The 18189-nt window shown below is 67.6% G+C and carries 26 protein-coding genes and 2 pseudogenes; 11 read left to right on the forward strand and 17 right to left on the reverse strand.

Going from position 1 to position 18189, the window contains the following annotated elements; translation table 11 throughout:
* Positions 1–282 precede the first annotated feature (282 nt).
* The 4 genes from AB5J54_RS40670 to AB5J54_RS40685 all read right to left on the reverse strand — a co-directional run bounded on the left by AB5J54_RS40670 (position 283) and on the right by AB5J54_RS40685 (position 1946).
* Positions 283–810 carry a hypothetical protein gene (locus tag AB5J54_RS40670; RefSeq protein WP_369149060.1) on the reverse strand — a complete coding sequence of 176 codons (528 nt, stop codon included), beginning with the start codon at positions 808–810 and terminating at the stop codon, positions 283–285.
* Between the two features lie 303 nt (positions 811–1113).
* The gene (locus AB5J54_RS40675; RefSeq protein ID WP_369149061.1) at positions 1114–1269 is read right to left on the reverse strand and encodes a hypothetical protein; all 156 of its coding nucleotides are present in this window, start codon (positions 1267–1269) and stop codon (positions 1114–1116) included.
* 144 nt (positions 1270–1413) lie between these two features.
* Positions 1414–1635, reverse strand: coding sequence for a hypothetical protein (locus AB5J54_RS40680; RefSeq protein ID WP_369149062.1), 222 nt, complete (start codon positions 1633–1635; stop codon positions 1414–1416).
* Positions 1632–1946, reverse strand: a complete 315-nt coding sequence (locus tag AB5J54_RS40685) for a hypothetical protein (RefSeq protein ID WP_369149063.1) — start codon at positions 1944–1946, stop codon at positions 1632–1634. The genes AB5J54_RS40680 and AB5J54_RS40685 overlap by 4 nt, the downstream gene beginning before the upstream one ends.
* 88 nt (positions 1947–2034) lie before the next feature.
* Between AB5J54_RS40685 and AB5J54_RS40690 the strand changes: the two genes are divergently transcribed.
* The 3 genes from AB5J54_RS40690 (at position 2035) to AB5J54_RS40700 (ending at position 3590) form a co-directional block, all read left to right on the forward strand.
* The gene (locus tag AB5J54_RS40690; protein WP_369149065.1) at positions 2035–2262 is read left to right on the forward strand and encodes a hypothetical protein; all 228 of its coding nucleotides are present in this window, start codon (positions 2035–2037) and stop codon (positions 2260–2262) included.
* 184 nt (positions 2263–2446) lie between these two features.
* Entirely contained in the window at positions 2447–2791 is a 345-nt protein-coding gene (locus AB5J54_RS40695) for a hypothetical protein (protein WP_369149066.1), read from the forward strand.
* Positions 2792–2864: 73 nt separating this feature from the next.
* Positions 2865–3590, forward strand: coding sequence for a hypothetical protein (locus AB5J54_RS40700; protein ID WP_369149067.1), 726 nt, complete (start codon positions 2865–2867; stop codon positions 3588–3590).
* Between the two features lie 235 nt (positions 3591–3825).
* Here the strand turns inward: AB5J54_RS40700 and AB5J54_RS40705 are convergent, their stop codons facing one another.
* The 3 genes from AB5J54_RS40705 to AB5J54_RS40715 are packed head-to-tail and all read right to left on the reverse strand — an operon-like array spanning position 3826 to position 4986.
* Positions 3826–4101 (reverse strand): hypothetical protein, encoded by a 276-nt coding sequence (locus AB5J54_RS40705; protein ID WP_369149069.1) that lies wholly within the window; start codon positions 4099–4101, stop codon positions 3826–3828.
* A 13-nt stretch (positions 4102–4114) separates the two neighbouring features.
* A complete protein-coding gene (locus AB5J54_RS40710) occupies positions 4115–4543 on the reverse strand; it encodes a hypothetical protein (protein ID WP_369149070.1) in 429 nt (142 codons plus the stop codon).
* On the reverse strand, positions 4540–4986 hold the full coding sequence (locus AB5J54_RS40715) for a hypothetical protein (protein ID WP_369149071.1): 447 nt from the start codon (positions 4984–4986) through the stop codon (positions 4540–4542). The genes AB5J54_RS40710 and AB5J54_RS40715 overlap by 4 nt, the downstream gene beginning before the upstream one ends.
* Before the next feature lie 416 nt (positions 4987–5402).
* Between AB5J54_RS40715 and AB5J54_RS40720 the strand changes: the two genes are divergently transcribed.
* Positions 5403–5564, forward strand: a complete 162-nt coding sequence (locus AB5J54_RS40720) for a hypothetical protein (RefSeq protein ID WP_369149072.1) — start codon at positions 5403–5405, stop codon at positions 5562–5564.
* Positions 5565–5590: 26 nt separating this feature from the next.
* Here the strand turns inward: AB5J54_RS40720 and AB5J54_RS40725 are convergent, their stop codons facing one another.
* Together AB5J54_RS40725 and AB5J54_RS40730 are read right to left on the reverse strand one after the other, a co-directional pair.
* Complete coding sequence (locus AB5J54_RS40725) at positions 5591–6115, reverse strand: hypothetical protein (RefSeq protein WP_369149073.1); 525 nt, start codon at positions 6113–6115, stop codon at positions 5591–5593.
* A gap of 162 nt (positions 6116–6277) precedes the next feature.
* Positions 6278–6469, reverse strand: coding sequence for a hypothetical protein (locus AB5J54_RS40730; protein WP_369149075.1), 192 nt, complete (start codon positions 6467–6469; stop codon positions 6278–6280).
* 207 nt (positions 6470–6676) lie between these two features.
* On the opposite strand from AB5J54_RS40730, the gene AB5J54_RS40735 reads away from it, so the two are divergent.
* Positions 6677–7237, forward strand: a complete 561-nt coding sequence (locus AB5J54_RS40735) for an RICIN domain-containing protein (protein WP_369149076.1) — start codon at positions 6677–6679, stop codon at positions 7235–7237.
* Here the strand turns inward: AB5J54_RS40735 and AB5J54_RS40740 are convergent.
* Together AB5J54_RS40740 and AB5J54_RS40745 are read right to left on the reverse strand one after the other, a co-directional pair.
* Complete coding sequence (locus AB5J54_RS40740) at positions 7224–7442, reverse strand: hypothetical protein (RefSeq protein ID WP_369149077.1); 219 nt, start codon at positions 7440–7442, stop codon at positions 7224–7226. The two genes, AB5J54_RS40735 and AB5J54_RS40740, sit on opposite strands and share 14 nt — an antisense overlap.
* 123 nt (positions 7443–7565) lie before the next feature.
* Positions 7566–7736 (reverse strand): hypothetical protein, encoded by a 171-nt coding sequence (locus tag AB5J54_RS40745; RefSeq protein ID WP_369149078.1) that lies wholly within the window; start codon positions 7734–7736, stop codon positions 7566–7568.
* Between the two features lie 289 nt (positions 7737–8025).
* Here AB5J54_RS40745 and AB5J54_RS40750 point away from each other — a divergent pair, with 289 nt between their 5' ends.
* Positions 8026–8466, forward strand: a complete 441-nt coding sequence (locus tag AB5J54_RS40750) for a hypothetical protein (RefSeq protein ID WP_369149079.1) — start codon at positions 8026–8028, stop codon at positions 8464–8466.
* A gap of 202 nt (positions 8467–8668) precedes the next feature.
* Here the strand turns inward: AB5J54_RS40750 and AB5J54_RS40755 are convergent, their stop codons facing one another.
* The 3 genes and pseudogenes from AB5J54_RS40755 to AB5J54_RS40765 form a co-directional block, all read right to left on the reverse strand.
* Positions 8669–9082, reverse strand: a complete 414-nt coding sequence (locus AB5J54_RS40755) for a cytidine deaminase (protein ID WP_369149080.1) — start codon at positions 9080–9082, stop codon at positions 8669–8671.
* Between the two features lie 470 nt (positions 9083–9552).
* Positions 9553–10026, reverse strand: coding sequence for a hypothetical protein (locus tag AB5J54_RS40760; RefSeq protein ID WP_369149081.1), 474 nt, complete (start codon positions 10024–10026; stop codon positions 9553–9555).
* Positions 10027–10055: 29 nt separating this feature from the next.
* Positions 10056–10324, reverse strand: a pseudogene (locus AB5J54_RS40765) (hypothetical protein).
* A gap of 482 nt (positions 10325–10806) precedes the next feature.
* Between AB5J54_RS40765 and AB5J54_RS40770 the strand changes: the two are divergent.
* Positions 10807–12474 (forward strand): hypothetical protein, encoded by a 1668-nt coding sequence (locus tag AB5J54_RS40770; RefSeq protein WP_369149082.1) that lies wholly within the window; start codon positions 10807–10809, stop codon positions 12472–12474.
* A gap of 124 nt (positions 12475–12598) precedes the next feature.
* Positions 12599–12916, forward strand: a complete 318-nt coding sequence (locus AB5J54_RS40775) for a hypothetical protein (protein ID WP_369149083.1) — start codon at positions 12599–12601, stop codon at positions 12914–12916.
* Between the two features lie 547 nt (positions 12917–13463).
* Here AB5J54_RS40775 and AB5J54_RS40780 read toward each other — a convergent pair.
* The 3 genes and pseudogenes from AB5J54_RS40780 to AB5J54_RS40790 all read right to left on the reverse strand — a co-directional run.
* Positions 13464–13748, reverse strand: a pseudogene (locus AB5J54_RS40780) (transposase); the annotation flags it as partial.
* Between the two features lie 141 nt (positions 13749–13889).
* Positions 13890–14303, reverse strand: a complete 414-nt coding sequence (locus AB5J54_RS40785) for a hypothetical protein (RefSeq protein ID WP_369149084.1) — start codon at positions 14301–14303, stop codon at positions 13890–13892.
* Positions 14304–14601: 298 nt separating this feature from the next.
* Positions 14602–14760 carry a hypothetical protein gene (locus tag AB5J54_RS40790; protein ID WP_369149085.1) on the reverse strand — a complete coding sequence of 53 codons (159 nt, stop codon included), beginning with the start codon at positions 14758–14760 and terminating at the stop codon, positions 14602–14604.
* 1025 nt (positions 14761–15785) lie between these two features.
* On the opposite strand from AB5J54_RS40790, the gene AB5J54_RS40795 reads away from it, so the two are divergent.
* From AB5J54_RS40795 to AB5J54_RS40805, 3 genes are read left to right on the forward strand one after another with little or no spacing between them, the layout of a single operon-like run.
* Positions 15786–16880 carry a chemotaxis protein gene (locus AB5J54_RS40795; RefSeq protein WP_369149087.1) on the forward strand — a complete coding sequence of 365 codons (1095 nt, stop codon included), beginning with the start codon at positions 15786–15788 and terminating at the stop codon, positions 16878–16880.
* Between the two features lie 46 nt (positions 16881–16926).
* Positions 16927–17583, forward strand: a complete 657-nt coding sequence (locus tag AB5J54_RS40800; protein ID WP_369149088.1) for an FxLYD domain-containing protein — start codon at positions 16927–16929, stop codon at positions 17581–17583.
* Positions 17584–17597: 14 nt separating this feature from the next.
* Positions 17598–18104, forward strand: coding sequence for a DUF1269 domain-containing protein (locus tag AB5J54_RS40805; protein WP_369149090.1), 507 nt, complete (start codon positions 17598–17600; stop codon positions 18102–18104).
* Positions 18105–18189 lie beyond the last annotated feature (85 nt).

An 18189-nucleotide genomic window follows, 5' to 3' on the forward strand; every position in this document is an offset into this window, starting at 1 on the left:
GAGACGGCTGGGGCCGGCGGCTTCCTGCGTACGAGAGGGCCGGGCTCTTCTTCGACGGCGTGACTCCCGCTGGGTCACGTGTCACAGCGCCAATCTCATGCATGGAAGGCCATGCAATATTCGTCTGCATGACGATAAACGTCGGGGGTGCGCAGGCCGCCACAAACGCCATGGCTGCCAAGCTCGACTCCCCGCCTCCGCCGGGATGCCCCCGCATGGCCTCGCCGCCTCTCCCACATGGCGTCCTCCCCGGTGACGCATGGGCAGTGGCCCGCACCCAGCTCACGGGCGAACCGCGCGAACGTGGTCGGCCGAGAGATGCAGTTCGTACGGCAGGCAGCAGTCGGAGCAGAGGGTAGCGACGAGGGTTCCGCAGGCGCACTGTTGGTTCATTCCGCCGGTCGGGGTCGCTCCGCAGCAGGCGGGGGATGCGTGCCGCAGCTCCAGGCCACGTGCATCGTCCGGGTTGATGACGATGTTGCCTCGTGGGCCCTGCGACACCAACGGCTTCCCGTCCACGTTCCAGTGCTCCCCATGGCGCGGCATCACAGGCCCGGGCACCGCAGCGACGACCAAGGGCGCACCGTACGGCTCCGTCTCGACCGCATAGCAGCCCGACGGCACAGTCGCCGGCGACGGGCCCGGCTCATCCGCTTCCCACCACGCGTAGTACGGAGCCTCGGGAACAGCAGGCAGCCGTATGAGCGGCCCCGTCAGCGCGACTCCACATGTCGCGCACACGAACACCACCGCTTCGGCCTCCATCGCCTCGGAGATGCTGCCGTGATCTTGATCTTGCTGATCGTGCATGCGCTGACGGTACGCGGCAAGCTGTCAGCCTGCACGACCCGCCCTTATGGGGCAGCGCATGACCCCCTCGGCGGGCGGGAGACCGCCCCCACCTGCTCAGGCTGACGACGCGGACTTCGTCATCCATTCAGCCACCACACGACTCAAGACCCGCGCGCTGCACCACTGCTTGCCCTGGCACAACCGGAACGCACGCCGTCCAGGACTTCCGGCCGCGCGTTTTCTCAACCGGCGGTCTCAACTGCCGACCCCGTGATCGTCTCCGCGGTCCAGCCGAGCGGCCTCATCCCGGGCAACGGCCCGTCAGGGTGTTTCGGGCTTGCGGGCCAGCAGGCAGGCGTGCGGTCTGTTCGCCAGCCCGCCGGGCTCCTGCTCCAGCCTCGCGGTGACGACGAGCCCGGCCTGTTCCAGCAGGTCGACCAAGCGGTCGAGGGGCAGGAGGTACGACTCGTAGGACACCGGGCGACCGTAGCCGTGGGTCGGCTGCAGCCGCTCATCGCCGACGTAGTCTCCCCAGAGTAGGTAGCCGCCGGGCGCGGGTGACGGCGTCGGCGTGGGTGGCGATGGCGCTCTCGGTGACGGTGATCTTCACTTCGTAGGGCATCAGTCGGCCTCCAGCTCCTCGATTAGGCACCCGGTCTCGAAGGCGATGGAGTCGTCCTCGGATGCCAGGTCGGACTCCCAGGCGGTGCCGATGTAGACGCCGGGGCCGCTGACGTGGTACTGGTCGATGGTCGGGTATTCGGCGGTCGTGAACGGGCCGGCCAGGATCTTCAGGCGGTTGTCGTCGTAGTAGACGACGTCGCCCTCTTTGAAGTGGCTCACGACTCGATCGCCCGCTTCAGGATGAGCTTCACGTCCTCGACGGTGCGCTCGGGGGCGTCGTTCCATATCCAGGGAGCGGCATCTCCGCACTCCTGCTCGACGGTGCGGCAAAGCGTTTCCCACGCCCCGCCGGTCGGGGTGGACGCCCAGTAGGGGTACTCCTCCTCGGTGTCTCCGTATCCGCAGGCGGCGCGGAACGCGCCTTCGAGGCAGACCTTGCCGTCGGCCTGCTGCATCGTTCCCTGGCACCAGCCGCGCGCTTCGAGGATGTTGTAGGTGTCTTCGAGGATCTTCTTCGCTTCGGGGTCCATAACTGATCAATTCCTTCGCGGGTTAGGGTGCGCGGGTGAGAGTGGAACTGCGCCGCGAGTCGTACGCGATCTCGTACGGGGCCCTGGAGTGGCTGATCGTCGCCGATGCCTGGAGGACTGGGGCCTGTGCGAGGCGTGGCCGGAGGGGCACGACAACGAGCGCCGGGCGGTGGCCGCCTGGGCGCGGGGCGTCTACGGCGCCGCGATCTCGGCCCGGCAGAAGTTCACGCTGCCCATGCCTCGCGACTGGACGGTGTGGCTGTGGCGGGTCCTCGCCGAGGCCCGGCGCCGGGACGACCAGTTCCCGTGGCGATGACGCCGTCACTGACGGGGCAGATCAGGTCGCAGAATCGGCGTCGATGACGAGGGCGTCGCGTGGGTCAGCGGAGTAGGCCGAGTAAGGGCGGGTGGTGGGCGGTCAGCCGGTTCCTCTGGTCGGGTGGCGGTTTAGATCGGGAGGGCGCATGGTGTTGCGGGGGCCTACTGCACAGGTGGTCGGCATGAACTACCGAAGCCTCGAAGAGATCGCTGACGAGATGCGCACGGCAGAGGAAGGCATCCAGCTAAAGAATGGAATCGTCGAGCGCGTCGTCGAAGAGGAGCAGCGGCGACGGAAGCTCCTCACGCAGAGGGAAGATATTCGAGGCCCTGGCGTCTTTGTCCCGCTGCCGATATGGCACTGGATGGGCTATTATCGCGATCCGCGTGACGTTGCCAGGATCGCCACGAACTATCCCTCCGCTGGGCCTGGCGAACTCGTAGTGAGCACACATCACTTCGACGACCACGGCATCGTAGTTGGCCTGTACGCCACATGGATGTACTACGCCCCCCGCTCGTTGTAGCCGGGAGGACCGCGATCAGGCGACGAGCGGTGTAACCCAGACACGCCCCACGTGTGTTCGGCATGATGTGCCGGTGGGTGGACTGTGGAAGTACTTCGAAGAGAACAACGAGATCTTCGCCGCGCTGGTGGCCTTCCTCGCCATCGGCGGCGGCCTCCTCGGCAGCGTCATCGGCGCGAAGATCCAGGCGAACGGTGGTCGGGACCAGGCGGCGGCGGCCAGGGAGGCGGCGCAGATCGCTGCCGAGGCGCAGCGTGTGGCTGCCCTATGGACGGTGCGGCAGGTCTTGGCGGCGGATTACATTCATCAGACTCGTGTAGTCGTTGAGGCAACGAAGAAACTGTTCAAGGAAGACGATGAGGATGGCCATCTGCGTAGCCAACTGGACGAAGATTGGCTCACGTTGATGCAGAAGCGGGCTGGGTTGGAATTGACTGCGACGCTCCCAGTGGTCGACGTTCTAAAGGAGGTGAATGAGACCATGGCGGCGTTCGTGAAGGTTGGCCTTGAGCATGGGCAGGAGGTCTATGCGCAAACCTATCTGACACGCCTTCGTGGTGATCGAGTTTCGCAAGGCGCCACATCGGCCATAGTCGCGTTGCTTGGCTATCAGGGATCCTCAAGCGCTGGCCGGGTTGACGCTATGCGTGCCGCTGCGACACGGCTTCAGGCAGTCACACCCACGCTTTCGGATGCGCGCATAAATGCGCTCCTGTCCTACTACGCGCGTCCTGAAGATTGTGCTCCGATGAATATAGGGAGGCGCATCTCCGCGTCCAACACGCGAGTGGTGAACTGATCGTGGCCACGCGCGAGATGCTGAGGGCCAACGACGACGTCGCCCCGACGGTGCCGCAGCAGCGCCGGCGGCTGTGGCGGCGGGTGGCGTAGGTCGCGAACGAACCTGTGGTGCGCGCCCGTGCGGCCCCAGTAGGGTGGCGTCAGCCCACGCCGATATGGCGTGCGTGGGCGAGGCCCGGCGCCCAGGGGTATCCCGGGGGCAGTACCGTCGGGCCGCCCTTCTTCTCCGCGGTTCACACCCGCCCCCCGGGCAGGGCGGCGGGTGGGCGGGTGTCGGGGTCGGACACTTCGACACGACAGTTACGTCCCGGCCGGCCCTTGAAGGTGACGGTGACGGTGTTGTCGTCCTCGGCCCATACGGTGGACCGGAACGGCTGGCCGTCGTCCTCGGCCCACACGGTGACGGTGATGTCCTGCCTGCCCAGGTTGTGACGGATCGTCATTGCCTCGTCGGCGACCGCAGTCCGCCGTTCTGTCGCATGCTTTCGCCGGTTGTCGCTGTCGGGCACCGGTACCTCCTCGTTAGTCCCAGAAAGAGCCGAACTTGTCGGCGAAGCGGTGCATGGCGGCGACGGCGTCGGTGTAGGCGGCGGCGTCCTCGTCATAGGTGGCGTCGGGGTCGCCGTCGCCGTACCGGTGGAGGGGGCCGGCGACACTGTCGAGGTAGGCGTCCCACTCGGCCTCGGTCATGTCGACGGGGCGGCCGTGCCTGACCTTCCTCAGGTGGTCGCAGGCGTCGGCGATGACGCCGGCGATGTAGAGGTCGAAACCCCAGGCGTCCATGTAGCTGAAGCCGCGCCGCGCCCTCTCCCAGCGGTGCCGGGGCTGCCGCTTCAGCCAGCGCCAGGCCTTCCCGGTACGGCGCCGGAGTCCGTACCAGCGGGACAGCCACGGATGGTCGCGCCGCCACTGCTCGGCCTCGGCCACGAGCTTGTTGAGGTGTTCGGTCACGTCGGAACCTCCTCCCCGCCGGCGCGGTTCGCGAGGCTCCCGGACCAGGTGTGGTCCATCCCCGAGGGGTAGGCCTCCCGTATCCAGCCGTGGGCGTAGGGGATGCCTGTGACGGGGTGGGTGTCGACGTGGGTGACGGTGAAGGTCTTGGCGACGCCGACGCGCCGGTACGTCTTCCCCTCCTCGAAGAATGTCGGCTTCGGCGGCTTCAGCAGGAAGGTGTAGCCGACGCCTCCGCTGTCGAATTTGGTACGACGCTGGGACTTCACTTCCTCCTCCGGGATCACTCGCCCGTCGACGACGAGGACGGTGCCGGTGGCGGGGACGGTGACGGTGTCGGCGACGGGTTCGCAGGGGGTGCCGAGGCGGCAGTCGAGGGTTTCATTGTGTTCGCCGGCGTGTACTCCAGCGGGGTAGTAGCCCTTCATGCGGCGGCGGGGCACGTGCTTCTCCTCGACGGGTTCGCAGTCGGACCGGTTACTGGCACATGGCGGCCTCGTCATGCTCCTCGCGGTGGTAGCTGTTCATGCGACTGGGGTTGGCCTGCATACGTCTGGACACGGGGGCTCCTTCGGAGCGGTAGGCGAATGCCTCGTCCGGCGCATCAGCTGGGAAGGGCTATGCGGATAGGCATCGTGATCGAGTAGTCGCGGGTATCCGGTCGTCACCTGAGCTGCACGTTTGCCGAGACGTGCTCAGGACCAGTGCATTGGTGCTCCTACAAGCACGAGTCGCTGACCAGGGGCATGCGCCCCCCTGTGCTCCGGCACACCGATCGATGTCCTGGTGCGGATAGCTACGATCGGCGGCACTGGCTCTGAACGGCCACCTCATCCCACCTCAGAGAGAGGGCATTTCCATGCCCAAGCGCACTGCCACGCCCGAGGTCAGCACGCAGCCGCTCATCGAACTCCGCATGGGTGGAGTGCACTTGACGGTACAGCGCGTCCCCGGATGGCTCATCAGCCTGATCACCATGGTCGGCGGAGCCGCCGGGGTCTCGTTGTGGTCGCAGCGGTAGGCCCTCCTCCCAGGGGGCGACCTCGGTCACGACTGCTCCGTCCAGTCCTCGTTCGTCCACTCGTACTTGTGCAGCGGGTACCAGAGGCCAATTCCGGTGTCGTTCCGGCCGCCCTTGGTGCTGGTAATGCGCCCGAACGCGACCAGGTTGCCGTCGCCATCCTTCTCGACCGCGGTGCAGTCGAAGCGCTCCATGACCGTGTAGGCCTGGGCGCGGATACTCCAGTCGGCGAACCGCTCGTACGTCTTGCCCGGCTCGAAGAACGTCGGCTTCGGCGGCTCGATCGTGAACTTGTACTCCACCGTCCAGTGCGTGTCGCTCGGCTTCTGCCTGTACTGCTGCCGGACCGGCTTCACTTCCTGCACGACGCCGTCGACGACGAGGACGGTGCCGGTGGCGGGGACGGTGACGGTGTTGGCGATGGGGGTGCAGGCTGGCCTCTGTTTACAGCCGGGCGTCTCGTCGTGTTCTTCGAAGTGGAGGCGTGAGAACGAGGTTGGGTACTTGCATTCGCGCCGGTATTGTTCGTTGGCTTGCATGCGTCGGGTCATGGGTGTGCTCGTATCTTCTGTCGGTGGCAGGTGAGTTGGTGGTCGCGGATGGCGGCGCACTCGTAGCCGAGGTATTCCGCGGGGATGTCGTGGGACCAGCCGCAGGGGCACTCGGCCGGTACCGCCAGTACCGGACGCCCCGGTATCCCTGGACGCGGATCTTCACCGTGCCGCCCCTGTCGGGTGGGCGACGTTCTGGATCCAGGCGTGGGCCTCGGCCGTGGTCATCGCCATCGACCAGGTGATGTCCTGGTTGAAGCCGTACGCCCAATCGCACTGGTGGCAGGCGGCGACGTAGAACCAGCGCCGGCGGACCTTGTCCCACAGGCCGAAGACGTGGGGCTTGTCTGCCATCGAGGTTCTCCCTTCGAAACGGACTCGACACCGCGGGCGGTTCAGCCTCAGACGGAGGCGGGAAGATGCGCCCGATCCGGTGGAACGTACGACCAGTCTTGGTTCAAGTAGGTCTTGTCGACGATGAGTTACAGCCCTCTACCTATGCGATCATGATCATCGATTTCCGGCCGCTCGCCGGATCTCTCTCATCGATCGCAGGGGACCATGAAACTCACCGCGTTTGCCCGGGCCAGGCACGGGCTGCTTGTTCTTACCGCCTCTTTGGGTCTCATCCTCGGCCTCTCGGCCACGCCGGCCCAGGCCGCATCTCCGTCTTGGTACTACCTCGCCACCGTCACGATCCGCCCTGACCACAACCCCGACCATGACAAGTGCCTTGAGGTGGCGGACTGGAGCACGGCGAACGGCGCCGCTGTGCGTCAGTGGACCTGCACCGGCGGAGCCAACCAGCAGTGGCAGCGGTGGTGGTGGTCGGGCAACCCCGAAGGCTCGTACTACTACGTGAACGTGCACAGCGGAAAGTGTCTGGAGATCGGCGGTTGGGCGACCAATGACGGTGCCACGGCCAATCAGTGGGACTGTCACTACGGCCTTAACCAGCTCTTCTATAGCGGGCTTTATGGCAATCGTCTCGCCACGGAGGCTGCATACGTCCCGAACAAGTGCCTGGAGATAGCCGACTGGAGCCGTGAGAACGGCGCTCCCGCGCGTCTGTGGACGTGCCACTATGGCGACAACCAGGGCTACAGCATCACCGCCGTCTGACAGGCATCCTGGCGGACGCCGAGCCCCATGGCCGGCGTCCGCCCGCTCCAGCTCCTGATTCATCAGCGCTGGTCTTGAGCAGCTCGCGGAGCTTCTCATCCGTCTCGTCGCGCCCATGACCCTCAACGAGGGCCTTCCGGGTCTTCCCGTCGCGGACGATGATCTCGGCGGCCTTCCGATACACCTCGGCCTTGTTGATGGTCATGGGATATCCCCTTCCTCTACAGGGAGTTGCCGATTACCGGCGTCGGTGTCGTCGTCCTCGCAGAGGCCGCACTTGCGGCAGACGCATCAGCACCAGGAGTCGTCTTCGGGGTCGCCACACAGCTCACTCGCCCCGGACATGGGCATCGCACTCGGCGGCCCTGAAATGCAGGGCCATCTTCTCTTCCCAGTCAGCCGAGAGATTCCAGGCGAGCTTGACGCTCGTCCACTCGCGCACGTACTGGCAGCGGTTCACGGACGGCATCCAGTCGAAGGGGTCCTTGTCGGACTTCACCCCCTGATCGAGCCTGTCGTTCCCGGCCGTGCTCGCACACTCCGGATCGACGACGGCGTCCTTGGCCGGGCCGGGCCGGGCCGGTGTCGCCGAGCCCGCGCACGAGTACGGCGACGGCTCCTGCCCCCGCAAGCTGCACGCTGGCTGTCGCTGCTGGCCGCGGGTAGCGGCCGGCAGCCACGGAAGGCGGAAGGGAACGCCGGATTAGGCAAGTTGAGGTGTGGTCAGGCATGATCAGATTCGACCTAGAGCATGCAATTTGTGCCAGTATATTTACCCTGGGGGATCCTTGCGTTTCAAGAGCAGTCTCGTCGCCAGCGCCGCGGCTCTGGCCGCCGTCGTCACTCCGCTCCTCGCCAGCCCCGCGGCCGCGGCGTCCGGCACCGAGCAAACGGTCTCGACCAACTGGTACTACGGGCGGATGGTCATCGGCTGGCGGATCAACCCCTACCGTCTCGACCCGATCCAGATCACCGCCGAGGACCGCGCGACCGACGGCTACGTCATCGGCATCCGCCTCATCACCAACGGCGAAGCCGGCCACAAGGTCTGGAAGATGCGGACCGTGCCCACCGGCCAGACGAGCGCCTCCTGGAGCACGTACTTGGAGGCCGGCTGGATCGACAACGCCTACTTCGAGGTCTGCAAGATCGGCGCCAGCAGCGGCGCGATCGCGAGCTGCGAGGCCTCAGGCGTGATGAACAACCCGTTCGACGACTCCTCCATGTAGGACGCACGAAGAGGGGGTGTCACCCGCACGTGGGTGACACCCCTTTCGTCTGTCTCAGGCCGTCGGCCCCGGGGGCCGGTCAGTCCGTCTTGAAGGAGACGATCAGGTGGTCCTTCCCCGCAGCGTCGCACGACCAGTGCCGCATCAGGCATCGTTTGCCCTGTTGTCGGCCTACCTTGCCGACGTGTGCTGAGTAGCGCGGTTACTCGACGTCGAGCTGGTGGTCAGCCCAGACGTAGCTTTCGGGCAGCAGGTCGGTGATGAGGACGGTTCGGATGCGATCGCCTTCGCCGACGATGACCTTGAGGGCAGGGAAGTAGTCGAGGAGGACCTGGCGACACCGGCCGCACGGGGGAACAACCCCTCGGTCACGGTCGCCCACCGCGACGATCGTGTCCAGCTCGTTAACGCCCCGGGCGGCTGCCGTGCCGATGAGGACCAACTCGGCGCAGGGCCCTCCCGTGAAGTGGTAGGCGTTCACGGCGGTGACGATGCGGCCGTCCCGGGCGCGGGCCGCGGCTGCCATGGTGTGGTTGTCGCCCCGGCAGCGAGTACGAGCGACGTGCGCCGCTGCCTGGATGAGCTCGTGGTCGACGGGATGGGTCCGCGTGGTCATTCTCTCTGCCTTCGTCAGGTGTCACGCGACGTTGACCTGAGTGACGAGGGAGCGCAAGTGAATATCGGCAGTGTGCCCGTTCCGCCAGATGATGTAGTGGCGGCTCACGCTGCCCTGTTCCTTGTGGCTGGCGTGATGGGTGCCGTCGACTTCTACGTGGTCAGGTGCGGGCGGAAGTCCCGAGCACGATCAGACATGAGGACTTCGGGCAGGTCGAGGCTGCGCAGGTAGCCGCAGGTCGTGTTCGGTCGGCTTGGGCTTCGCGATCTTCGCGATCTCGCGCCGCTCGGGCAGGGTGAAGGTCTTCCACCGGCCGCCTTGAACTTCGGATGCAGAGAGCCGAAGAGCCGAAGAGCCTCGCCTCGGGCAGGACGGCGCCCCGGACCACGAGCAGATCGATCCGCTCAACCTGTTCGGGAACGGTCCCTCCATGGGCACCGTTGGTGCGGGGGTGCGCCGGTCGCAGTCGGTCAGAGCTTCAGCAGGCTGGGCCGCCATGTCCACCCGGCGCCGAGAACCGCCTCGCGGAGGACGTTACTCATGTCCCGGGTGTCGAACGTCTTGACCCTGCGGCGGCGACCGTCGGGGCCCCGCTCGTATGTCCAGTCCACCGAGAACCCGGCCCCCCGTCCGTACTCACGCGACGCCGACAGCCGGCCCCGGGTACTCGACCGCTGCTCCTGGAAGGCCCGCACCTCACGCCGGTGAGGGTCCAGCCGCATACGGATGCTCAGATGCAGGTCCACATCCTCGCCGAAGGAACGGTGCTGGATCCGCCAGTCCGCTATCAGGTCGGCCTTCTCCGAAGGGCTGGCGAGGCGCACCCGGTAGGGCGACTCCGGACCGCTCACCGCGAGGATGACATCGCGGACACCGGCTGCGGTGAGCGGTGTCACGCCGCCTGCCGGTCGCCGGGTGCCGTTCAGTCGTTCGAAGAAACCCATGAGGTCAGCCTACGGCGGTCAGTCCAGGGTCAGGGGGAGTGCCCCTCCCCTTCGAAGTACCGCGCCTGACCAGCTCTCCGGCCGTACGGGGCGCGCCCTCCGGTTCCGTAGTGTCCGCTCTCGGTGATGAGCGCGGTGCCCTCGGCGAGGTCGTCCGGGCCCCGGCCGGTGACGCCGAACAGCAGGCCGTCAACTGACCGCCTACCCGTCCTTTCACGTAGCTGGGCCTGGGCTGGGCGCCGGGTTCCGGGGCATCGTGATCGGCTTCGTACATCAGGCAGCTTCGCGGCTGTGCCATCCACGCTGACGGCCAGTCCGACACTCGGTGGCCGGTTGAGTGCGCGTCGCACGGACGTGATCGTCGAAGCCGTGGCAGACCGATCCAGGGCCTCTCGTCGACGATGCAGGGTCCGCCGGCGATGGTCCTTGAGGCGTCCAGGGATGTGTTTGAGCGAGGGCTGCGTCCACCGGGTGGTTCGTGGCGGGGCCCGTAGGTCTCCACGGTGTCGTTGAAGCCGTCGTCAACGGCGTGCCCGCACGCGCCTCGCGGTCGCTCGACGGATGACAGGGGGCAGCCAAATGACTCGTGCGGGTGCGGGCAGGGATCTTCGCCCCAAGGATTCGTCCTTAGGGCGCCCCCAGGAGAGCTCGCCCAGGACCGTTCGCGATCCGCACGAGAGGATGATCATGAGATTTGCCTTCCATGGCCGGTCTCCGGCGAGACGTGCCCTGACCGCCGGCGTGGTCGCATTGCTGTGCAGCGGGCTATACCCCGGGGCGTTGCAGAGCGCCCAGGCGAGTGATGGTCAGCGTGGGGACCCGGGGACAGAGTTCTCCTGGGGGAGCAACCGCGAAGGCCAGCTCGGTGACGACGCCACGATCGATTACAGCCGCACACCGGTCCGGGTGTGCGGTGCCTCGCCCTGTTCCTCGCCCCTGGATCGCGTCGTGGCCGTGGCTGCTGGAGACCGGCACACCACGGCATTGCGCGCCGACGGCACGGTGTGGACCTGGGGGGCGAACTTTCACGGTGAGCTCGGTGACGGCACGAAGGTCCAGAGAAGCGCCCCCGTGCAGGTCTGCGCCGTCGGACAAACGGCGCCCTGCAATTCCTTCCTCAGCGGCGTGATCGCCGTCGCAGCAGGCGACGGTCACAACCTGGCCGTACGGGCCGACGGCACGGTGGTGGCCTGGGGCCTGAACGCCGTCGGCCAGCTGGGTGATGGCACGAGCGACAATGAACGGCTCACGCCCGTGCAGGTCTGCGCGCCCGACCAGTCCGACTGCGCCGCCAACCCCCTCACCGGGGTCACCGCCATTGCCGCCGGAGGTAGCCACAGCCTGGCGCTGCAATCCAACTCCCGTGCCCTTGGATGGGGTTACAACACGTTCGGACAGGTAGGCGACGGCACGCAAATCCCGAGAAGCACACCCGTCGGTGTACTGAGCCGTGTGACCGACATTGCCGCGGGCGATCTCCACAGCCTGGCCGTGCTGTCCGACGGCACTGCCCGAAGCTGGGGGGACAACATCTTCGGCCAGCTGGGCGACGGCACGACGGACCGGAGACTGAGGCCCGTTCCGGTCTGCGCCGTCGGTCAGACCAGCTGTGCCACCAACCCCCTCACCGGAGTCACTGCCATCGCCGCCGGCAACGAACACAGCCTGGCCGTGCTGTCCGACCGCACCGCCCGCAGCTGGGGGTCCAATGACGCAGGTCAGCTGGGTGACGGTACGACGGACCGGAGACTGACGCCCGTTCCGGTCTGCGCCGTCGGTCAGACCAGCTGTGCCGCCAACCCCCTCACCGGAGTCACTGCCATCGCCGCCAGTGCCGGCGATGCCGGAACCGGGCTCGGCCACAGCCTGGCCGTCGTCAATGGCACCGTCCACAGCTGGGGAGCCAACTTGTCCGGCCAGCTCGGCGACGGCTCGACCGTCGGTCAAAGGAACACGCCGGTGAAGGCTTGCGCGTCCGGGCTGACCGCACCGTGCCGCTACTCCCTCAGTGGTGTGACGGCCATCGCCGCGGGCGATCAATACAGCCTCGCCCTCACCCGGCCGACCGCCGATCTGGCCCTCGCGCTCAGTGGCGTCCCGGACAGCGTGGTCAGCGGAGCCAATCTGACCTACACGGTCACCGTGACCAACCACGGGCCGACCGATGCCGAGAACGTCCAGTTCAACAACACGCTGCCTCCCGACGCCCGGTTCGTCAGCGCCAGCTCCGGACAGGGCAGCTGCAAGGTGCCTCCGGTGGGCTCCTCGGACACGGTGACCTGCTCGCTGGGATCCCTCGAGGGCGGCGCACAGGCCACGGCCCAGATCGTGGTCAGGGTCGTCGCGGCGAGAGGCGGGGTGGTGACCGACTCAGCGAAGGTGAGCAGCACCACGCCCGACCCGAACGAGGTGAACAACACCGCGACCATCGTGACGCCGGTCAGGTGATCTCACCTCAGGGCCGGTCCAGCGCGCCTAGAACTCCTCCGCCCCAGGCCTCCCGTTCGTCTGTGTGGGGATGTTTCGCAGCCCATGTCCGGGGCTTACGGCCCTGCCGGTGTTGGATGTCTGCGTGGTGACACGACAGAAGAAGAAGCGGCCTCCCTTCGGTCTGCCCGGGGGGATCGTCCTGCTGGCGACGCCGGAGGGCTGGCGCCACAGCATCCTCACCGTCGACGGCGGGATGGTCTGCGGGCGTCTCAGCGAGGTGTTGCTCGATCCCGAAGTGGCGCTGGCCGCCGCTGCCACGATGCTGAAGAACCTTGCGCGCGACTTCCACGACACCACCGTTGAGGTGACGTGGGAACCACGCCAGGAACCCTGGACATGGAGGGGCGAAGTCACTGCTGTTTCTGGCGGTGAGACCGTCGAGGCTGGCAGCGGAGGTTGAAAGGCAAGTGGACCCGGCCCTTCGACGAGGACGACATCCTCGTCGAACTGCGGCATCACAGGCCCGGGCACCTCGGGCACGACCAAGGGCGCACCGTACGGCTCCGTCTCGGCCGCATCGCAGCCTGACCGCGCAGTCGCCGACGACGGGCCCGGCTCATCCGCATCCCACCACGCGCAGTACGGAGCCTCGGGAACAGTGGGCAGCCGCCTGAACGGCCCGCAGCGCGAATCCGCATGTCACGCAAGCGAACACCACGGCTTCGGCAGCCGTAGCCCCGGAGGCGATGTCCTGATCCTGGTACTGCTGATCGTGCATGGGCTGACGGTACGCAGCACGCCGCCCGGCCGCCGTCACCGAACAGTGCGTGACACCGTTCCCGCAGCCGGTCGACACCCCGGGCACGCCGTGCACTCCAGGCAGGGAGCACTCCCCGGGTGTGGGAGCACCGATCGCCGTTCATTCATCCCCCTCTCCAACCGGGGGCCGCCGCGTCACCGCGCGGGGCGAGATCCACGGTCTCGTCTACGACGACCGCGAGCTCATCCGACGCCGTGCCGCACCTGGGGAACGACACATAGTCGATCCACACCTCAGGCCGGGGCGCCTCACACAACCGCTCGCTGATCCGCCGCCGTACCGGCAGCGGATCCCACGGCGACTGGTTCACGAACTGCTGCGGGGCCCGCATTTCCCGTCCGCCAGCAGCTCGGCCATCGGCTGGATCGATTTCCGCCGACCGTCCAGCATGAGACCCCGCAGACAACCCCCACAACTCACCCCGGAGCCGTTCCACTCCCTGAGCCTCATGACCGAAGGAGCCCACCACCAGGCGTGATCCCTCGACGTAGTGGAGCACTACTAGTGCGCTGATCCAGTGACAACCGCCATGCTTGATCGCGCACCTTCACCTACGTCGATCGGCACGCCGGGTGACAGGTATCGAGCTTCGACTCAGCTGTGACTGAGCGTTTCAGTTGGCGGAAGGCCGCCTCAGCCGACGAGTCGGTGCGCCGGATGCCAGCCACCGCCAGCGTCGGCGCTCCGTGACGAGGGTGGCGGCGGCCAGCAGGGTCACGGGGCCCGCCGCCCACGCGGGCCAGGCCAGCCACGAGGAGGCCACGGCTGCGGCGAGCTGGAGAAGCACCAGAAGGATCGTGACCCAGCCCGGCACTGCGATGATCACGTTCGCCTTGTCACCCGGGGTGGAGAAGCACGTGGGAAGGCCGATCAGGAGCACCACGGACAGGGCGGCGAGCAGCCATGAGTGGCTGGCCAGCGCCCAGGGCGTCGCCACCCAGGCGACGAGTTCCACCGCAAAGCGCAGAACGGACGGGGTACGGTCGTCCGGTCGTGCCGAAATCGTTTCCCCAGCAGCGTCGCTCACCTGCGGACGATCTCACGGCCCGCGCCCAACAGCCAAGAGTCGGGGCGCTGTTGTCTGCACCACAAGCTTCCTCCCGTGTCCCCGTACGGCCTTGGGCGGACAGGCCACCGCGAGAGCCGCTTACCGCACTCGCGCCGTCGGACGTCTGCATGGTGACGGGCCAGTGGTCGGGGTCTCCGTCGTCGATACGCGAGCAGTACAGGTTCTCGTGCTCGGTGTCTGCCCAGACAAGCAGGCCGTCCTCCTCCAAGTCGGTCCACGGTTCCTGGTTCAGATGGAGGTACGCGTCGAAGGAGCCCTACCCGAACGTCTCCACCATGCGCTTGTAGTCGCCGGGAAGGCGCGTGCCCCTGCGCGCCTCGATCTGCGCCCAGTCGGGGTCTGGTCGCTGCGGCGGCTGGATCCAGCCGGTGATGCCGATGAGCCGTTCGACCCACTCCTCGTCCTGCCCGGCCACTCTCGCAGGCAGCGTTGTACCTGCCGCTAAACGAACAGCCTGTGCGCCGCACAGCTGCCCACGCACCACAGCGCTCGACCGCGAGCCTCTGTCCCCCTCGCAGGACATCGACCCCCATGTGCTGGTCGAGAAGCCGGCTTCCCTCCACGGGCACCACGGACCCTGGTCCTGGAGGGCATCACGGACCCAGGCGTCAGCGAGGTGCATGGCGCAGGTCTCCTAGAGCTTCTCGAAGGCCGGGGCGAGACGGTAATGGCAGTGGGCGGCGACGGACCGGGCTCGTCGGCGTCCCACCACTCGTAGCACGGCGCTTCGGGAACTGCGGGCAGTCGAGTGAGTGGTCCCGTCAGAGGGACTGTCAGCAGGGGGAGTCGGGCAGAGCCGAGGGTGCCCGCTGCTTTCGCTTCCGCCGGTTTCCGCGCCCGGGCGTGCGGGGTGTTCGGTGTGCGGTCCGGGGCGTGATGCCACGGTCACGAGCCATCGCCGCTGGTGCCGCTTCGCCGACTCGCGAATGGGTCTCTTTCGGGCAATGATGACGAATTGTGGATCGGGCTTCGGTGCGCCGAGACCCCGTGTGCCCCAGCTCGCGCCGGCAGCCGGTTGCGGGACTCTCTGGAGGGTGTGGATGTCCGAGCTCACCGTCGTCAGATGCGACGCTCACGCCGTGGCCGAAAAGGCCTGCTGCACGATGCAGGCGCTGCAGCGCGGCCACGCCGTGGGTTTGAACGGGTACGCGGTCGTCTCGTTCGACGCCCTGACCGGCCCTGTGCCGACGACACGGGCGTCATCTCGTCCTTGTCGCTGAGGAGAGGTTCCACCACGCCGCCATGAAGCCATGAAGCCATGAAGCCATGAAGTCATGGTCCGTGATGTTCGAGGTCATCGGCACGACCGCCGCAGAGCCGGCATCAGCAGGGCGCCCACCGCTCTCGGACCCGGTCGCCGACGGTGACGTGGCAAGCCCGGCATCGGAGCGCCGGCCCTTTGCATCGCCGCGGTCCTTCCTGTCCATCGAAAGGTGTTTCATGTACCCGGAGCTCAGTACCGAAGCGCTTGGCAAGCTGCGCCAGCCTCGTCCGTACCCCGCGGTGTCGCTCTTGATGCCGACCCACCGTCGCGCGCCGGACAACGCTCAGGATCCCGTACGGCTGCGCAACCTCCTGGCCCGGGCCGAGAAGGACCTCGAGAATGACCCCGGCGTGACGCGCGAGCGGCGTGCGGACGTGCTGAGCCAGCTGGAGCGGGCGGTCGCCGAGGTCGACCTCGTCCACGCGGAGGACGGCCTGGTGATCTACGTGGCGCCGGGCGAGCACCACGTGTGGACGGTGGCGCGGACGGTCCCGGAGCGGGTGGTCATCGCCGACACCTTCCTCACACGCAATCTCGTCGCCGCCCGCTCCGCCGAGCGTCCCTACTGGGCCCTGACGGTGGCGGCGGACCGGATCTCGCTGTGGAACGGCTCACCCGAGCGGGCCGTCGAGCACACGGGTGACGGATTCCCGCTGACGCGGAGCCTGGACGACCCGGACGCCGAACGCAAGGAACGCATCGGGGACCTGCCGAGCACCTTCCGCGACGAGGACACGCGCACCTTCTTCCGGGATGCGCACGAGGCGTTGCGGACCGTCCTCGCCTCCGAGCGCCGACAGCTGTACGTGATCGGCGAGCCGCCGGCGGTCGCTCTCTTCGAAGAGACGGGATCGCTGCCGCAGGGCACGGACACCCTCCATCAGGGCGGTCTCGGACACGGGCCCGAGGAAGCCGTGCGGAAGGCCGTGGCGCCGCTGCTCGCCGCCCACGAGGAGGCGGTGACGGCCACCGTGCTGGCCGAGCTGGACGCGGCACGGGGGCGACGTGAGTACGCCGGCGGTCTCGACGAGGTGCACGAGGCGGCGAAGGAAGGCCGGATCCGTCTGCTCGGCGTCGAGGAGCACTACCGGACCGTCGTACGTGACTACGGCGATCATCTCGAACCCGCGGATCCGTCCGACCTCGACTCCCGCGACGACATCGTGGACGAGATCGTCGAACAGGCGCTGGAGACGGGCGCCGAGGTGCGGTTCGTCCACGACGACGCCCTGGCGGACGTGAATCGCATCGCCGCGGCACTGCGCTACTGACGGCGACGACGGTCATCGCCCACGACCGCACGCCACGGGAGGAACCGTGAACACCTCATCGCCCCACGGGAGCCGGCCGGTCCGCGCCCGGCCGGTCCGCGCCCGGGCGGCCGGCGCCGCCGTCGCCGTCGTCGCGACCGCGCTCGCGGCGGCAGGCCTCGTGTCCTGCGACTCGGGCGGGGACGGCGCAGGGAGACCCGCGTTCAGTGACCGTCCCACGGCGCCCGACACCGCCTCGTTCTCCGGCGAACACCCCTCCTCCGTCGCCTCGGCGGCGGAGTCGCGGATCGCCTCCGCGCAGGCCTCGGCATCGTCCGCGGCGGCTTCGGCCTCCGCCCGGGAGGCGTCGCGCCAGGCGTCGATCGGCGCCGAGGTCGAACGATCCCGGCAGGCGGCGGAGGACGCCCTGAAGGGTGTCGAGGGCAGGGGGAACGCCCTGAACGAGGTCGGTATGACCGGCAAGCCCCGGGCCGACACGAACGGCCTGCTCACCGTCGTCGTCACCATCACCAACAAGACGAGCGCGAAGGCCTCCTACGCCGTCCGGGTCGACTTCCTCGACCCGTCGGGAAAGGTCGTCGAGACCCAGTTCGTCGGCGCCGAGGACCTCGCGCCCGGCGAGCGGAAGCAGCCCCTGGTCATCAGCAGACAGCCCCCGGAGCCGGTGCTCACGCCGCGCCTCACCCAAGCACAGAGGTACTGAGAGAGGAACACCGTATGTCCGAGCTCATCGTCATCGGCTACGACGATCACAAGGTTGCGACCAAGGCCTTCAAAGAGGTCCAGAAGCTCCGCGACGACCATGTCGTCGACCTGAACGGTCTCGCTGTCGTCAGGGTCGACGAGGACGGTGAGACACATGTGGACACCCCCGCCAAGAAGGAGGAGATCGCCCTCTCCGCCACGGCCGGCGCGCTGTGGGGCATGGTCTTCGGCATCCTGATCCTCACCCCGGCCATGGGGGTGGTGGGCGCGGCTCTCGGAGGTCTCATCGGCAAGCTGACCCAGATGGGTGTCGACAACGGGTTCCGGAAGAAGGTGAGTGAACTTCTCGAGCCCGGCTCGGCAGCCGTCGTGATCATGGCCTCCAAGGTCACCGAGGACCGGTTCGCCGCCGCCATGGAGCCCTTCGGTGGAACGGTCCTCAAGACCTCCCTCCCGCAGGAGAGCGAGCGGGAGCTCGCCGAGCAGCTCGCTGGTCCCGATCCCGAGACGGCGGGCTGACTCCAGGGCCGAACTGTCCTCGGGAACGCACGCGAGCCACGGGGCTGCCGACTCCCTCACAAGGGAGTCGGCAGCCCCGTGGGCG

Source organism: Streptomyces sp. R44 (genome assembly GCF_041053105.1).
GTDB lineage: Bacteria > Actinomycetota > Actinomycetes > Streptomycetales > Streptomycetaceae > Streptomyces.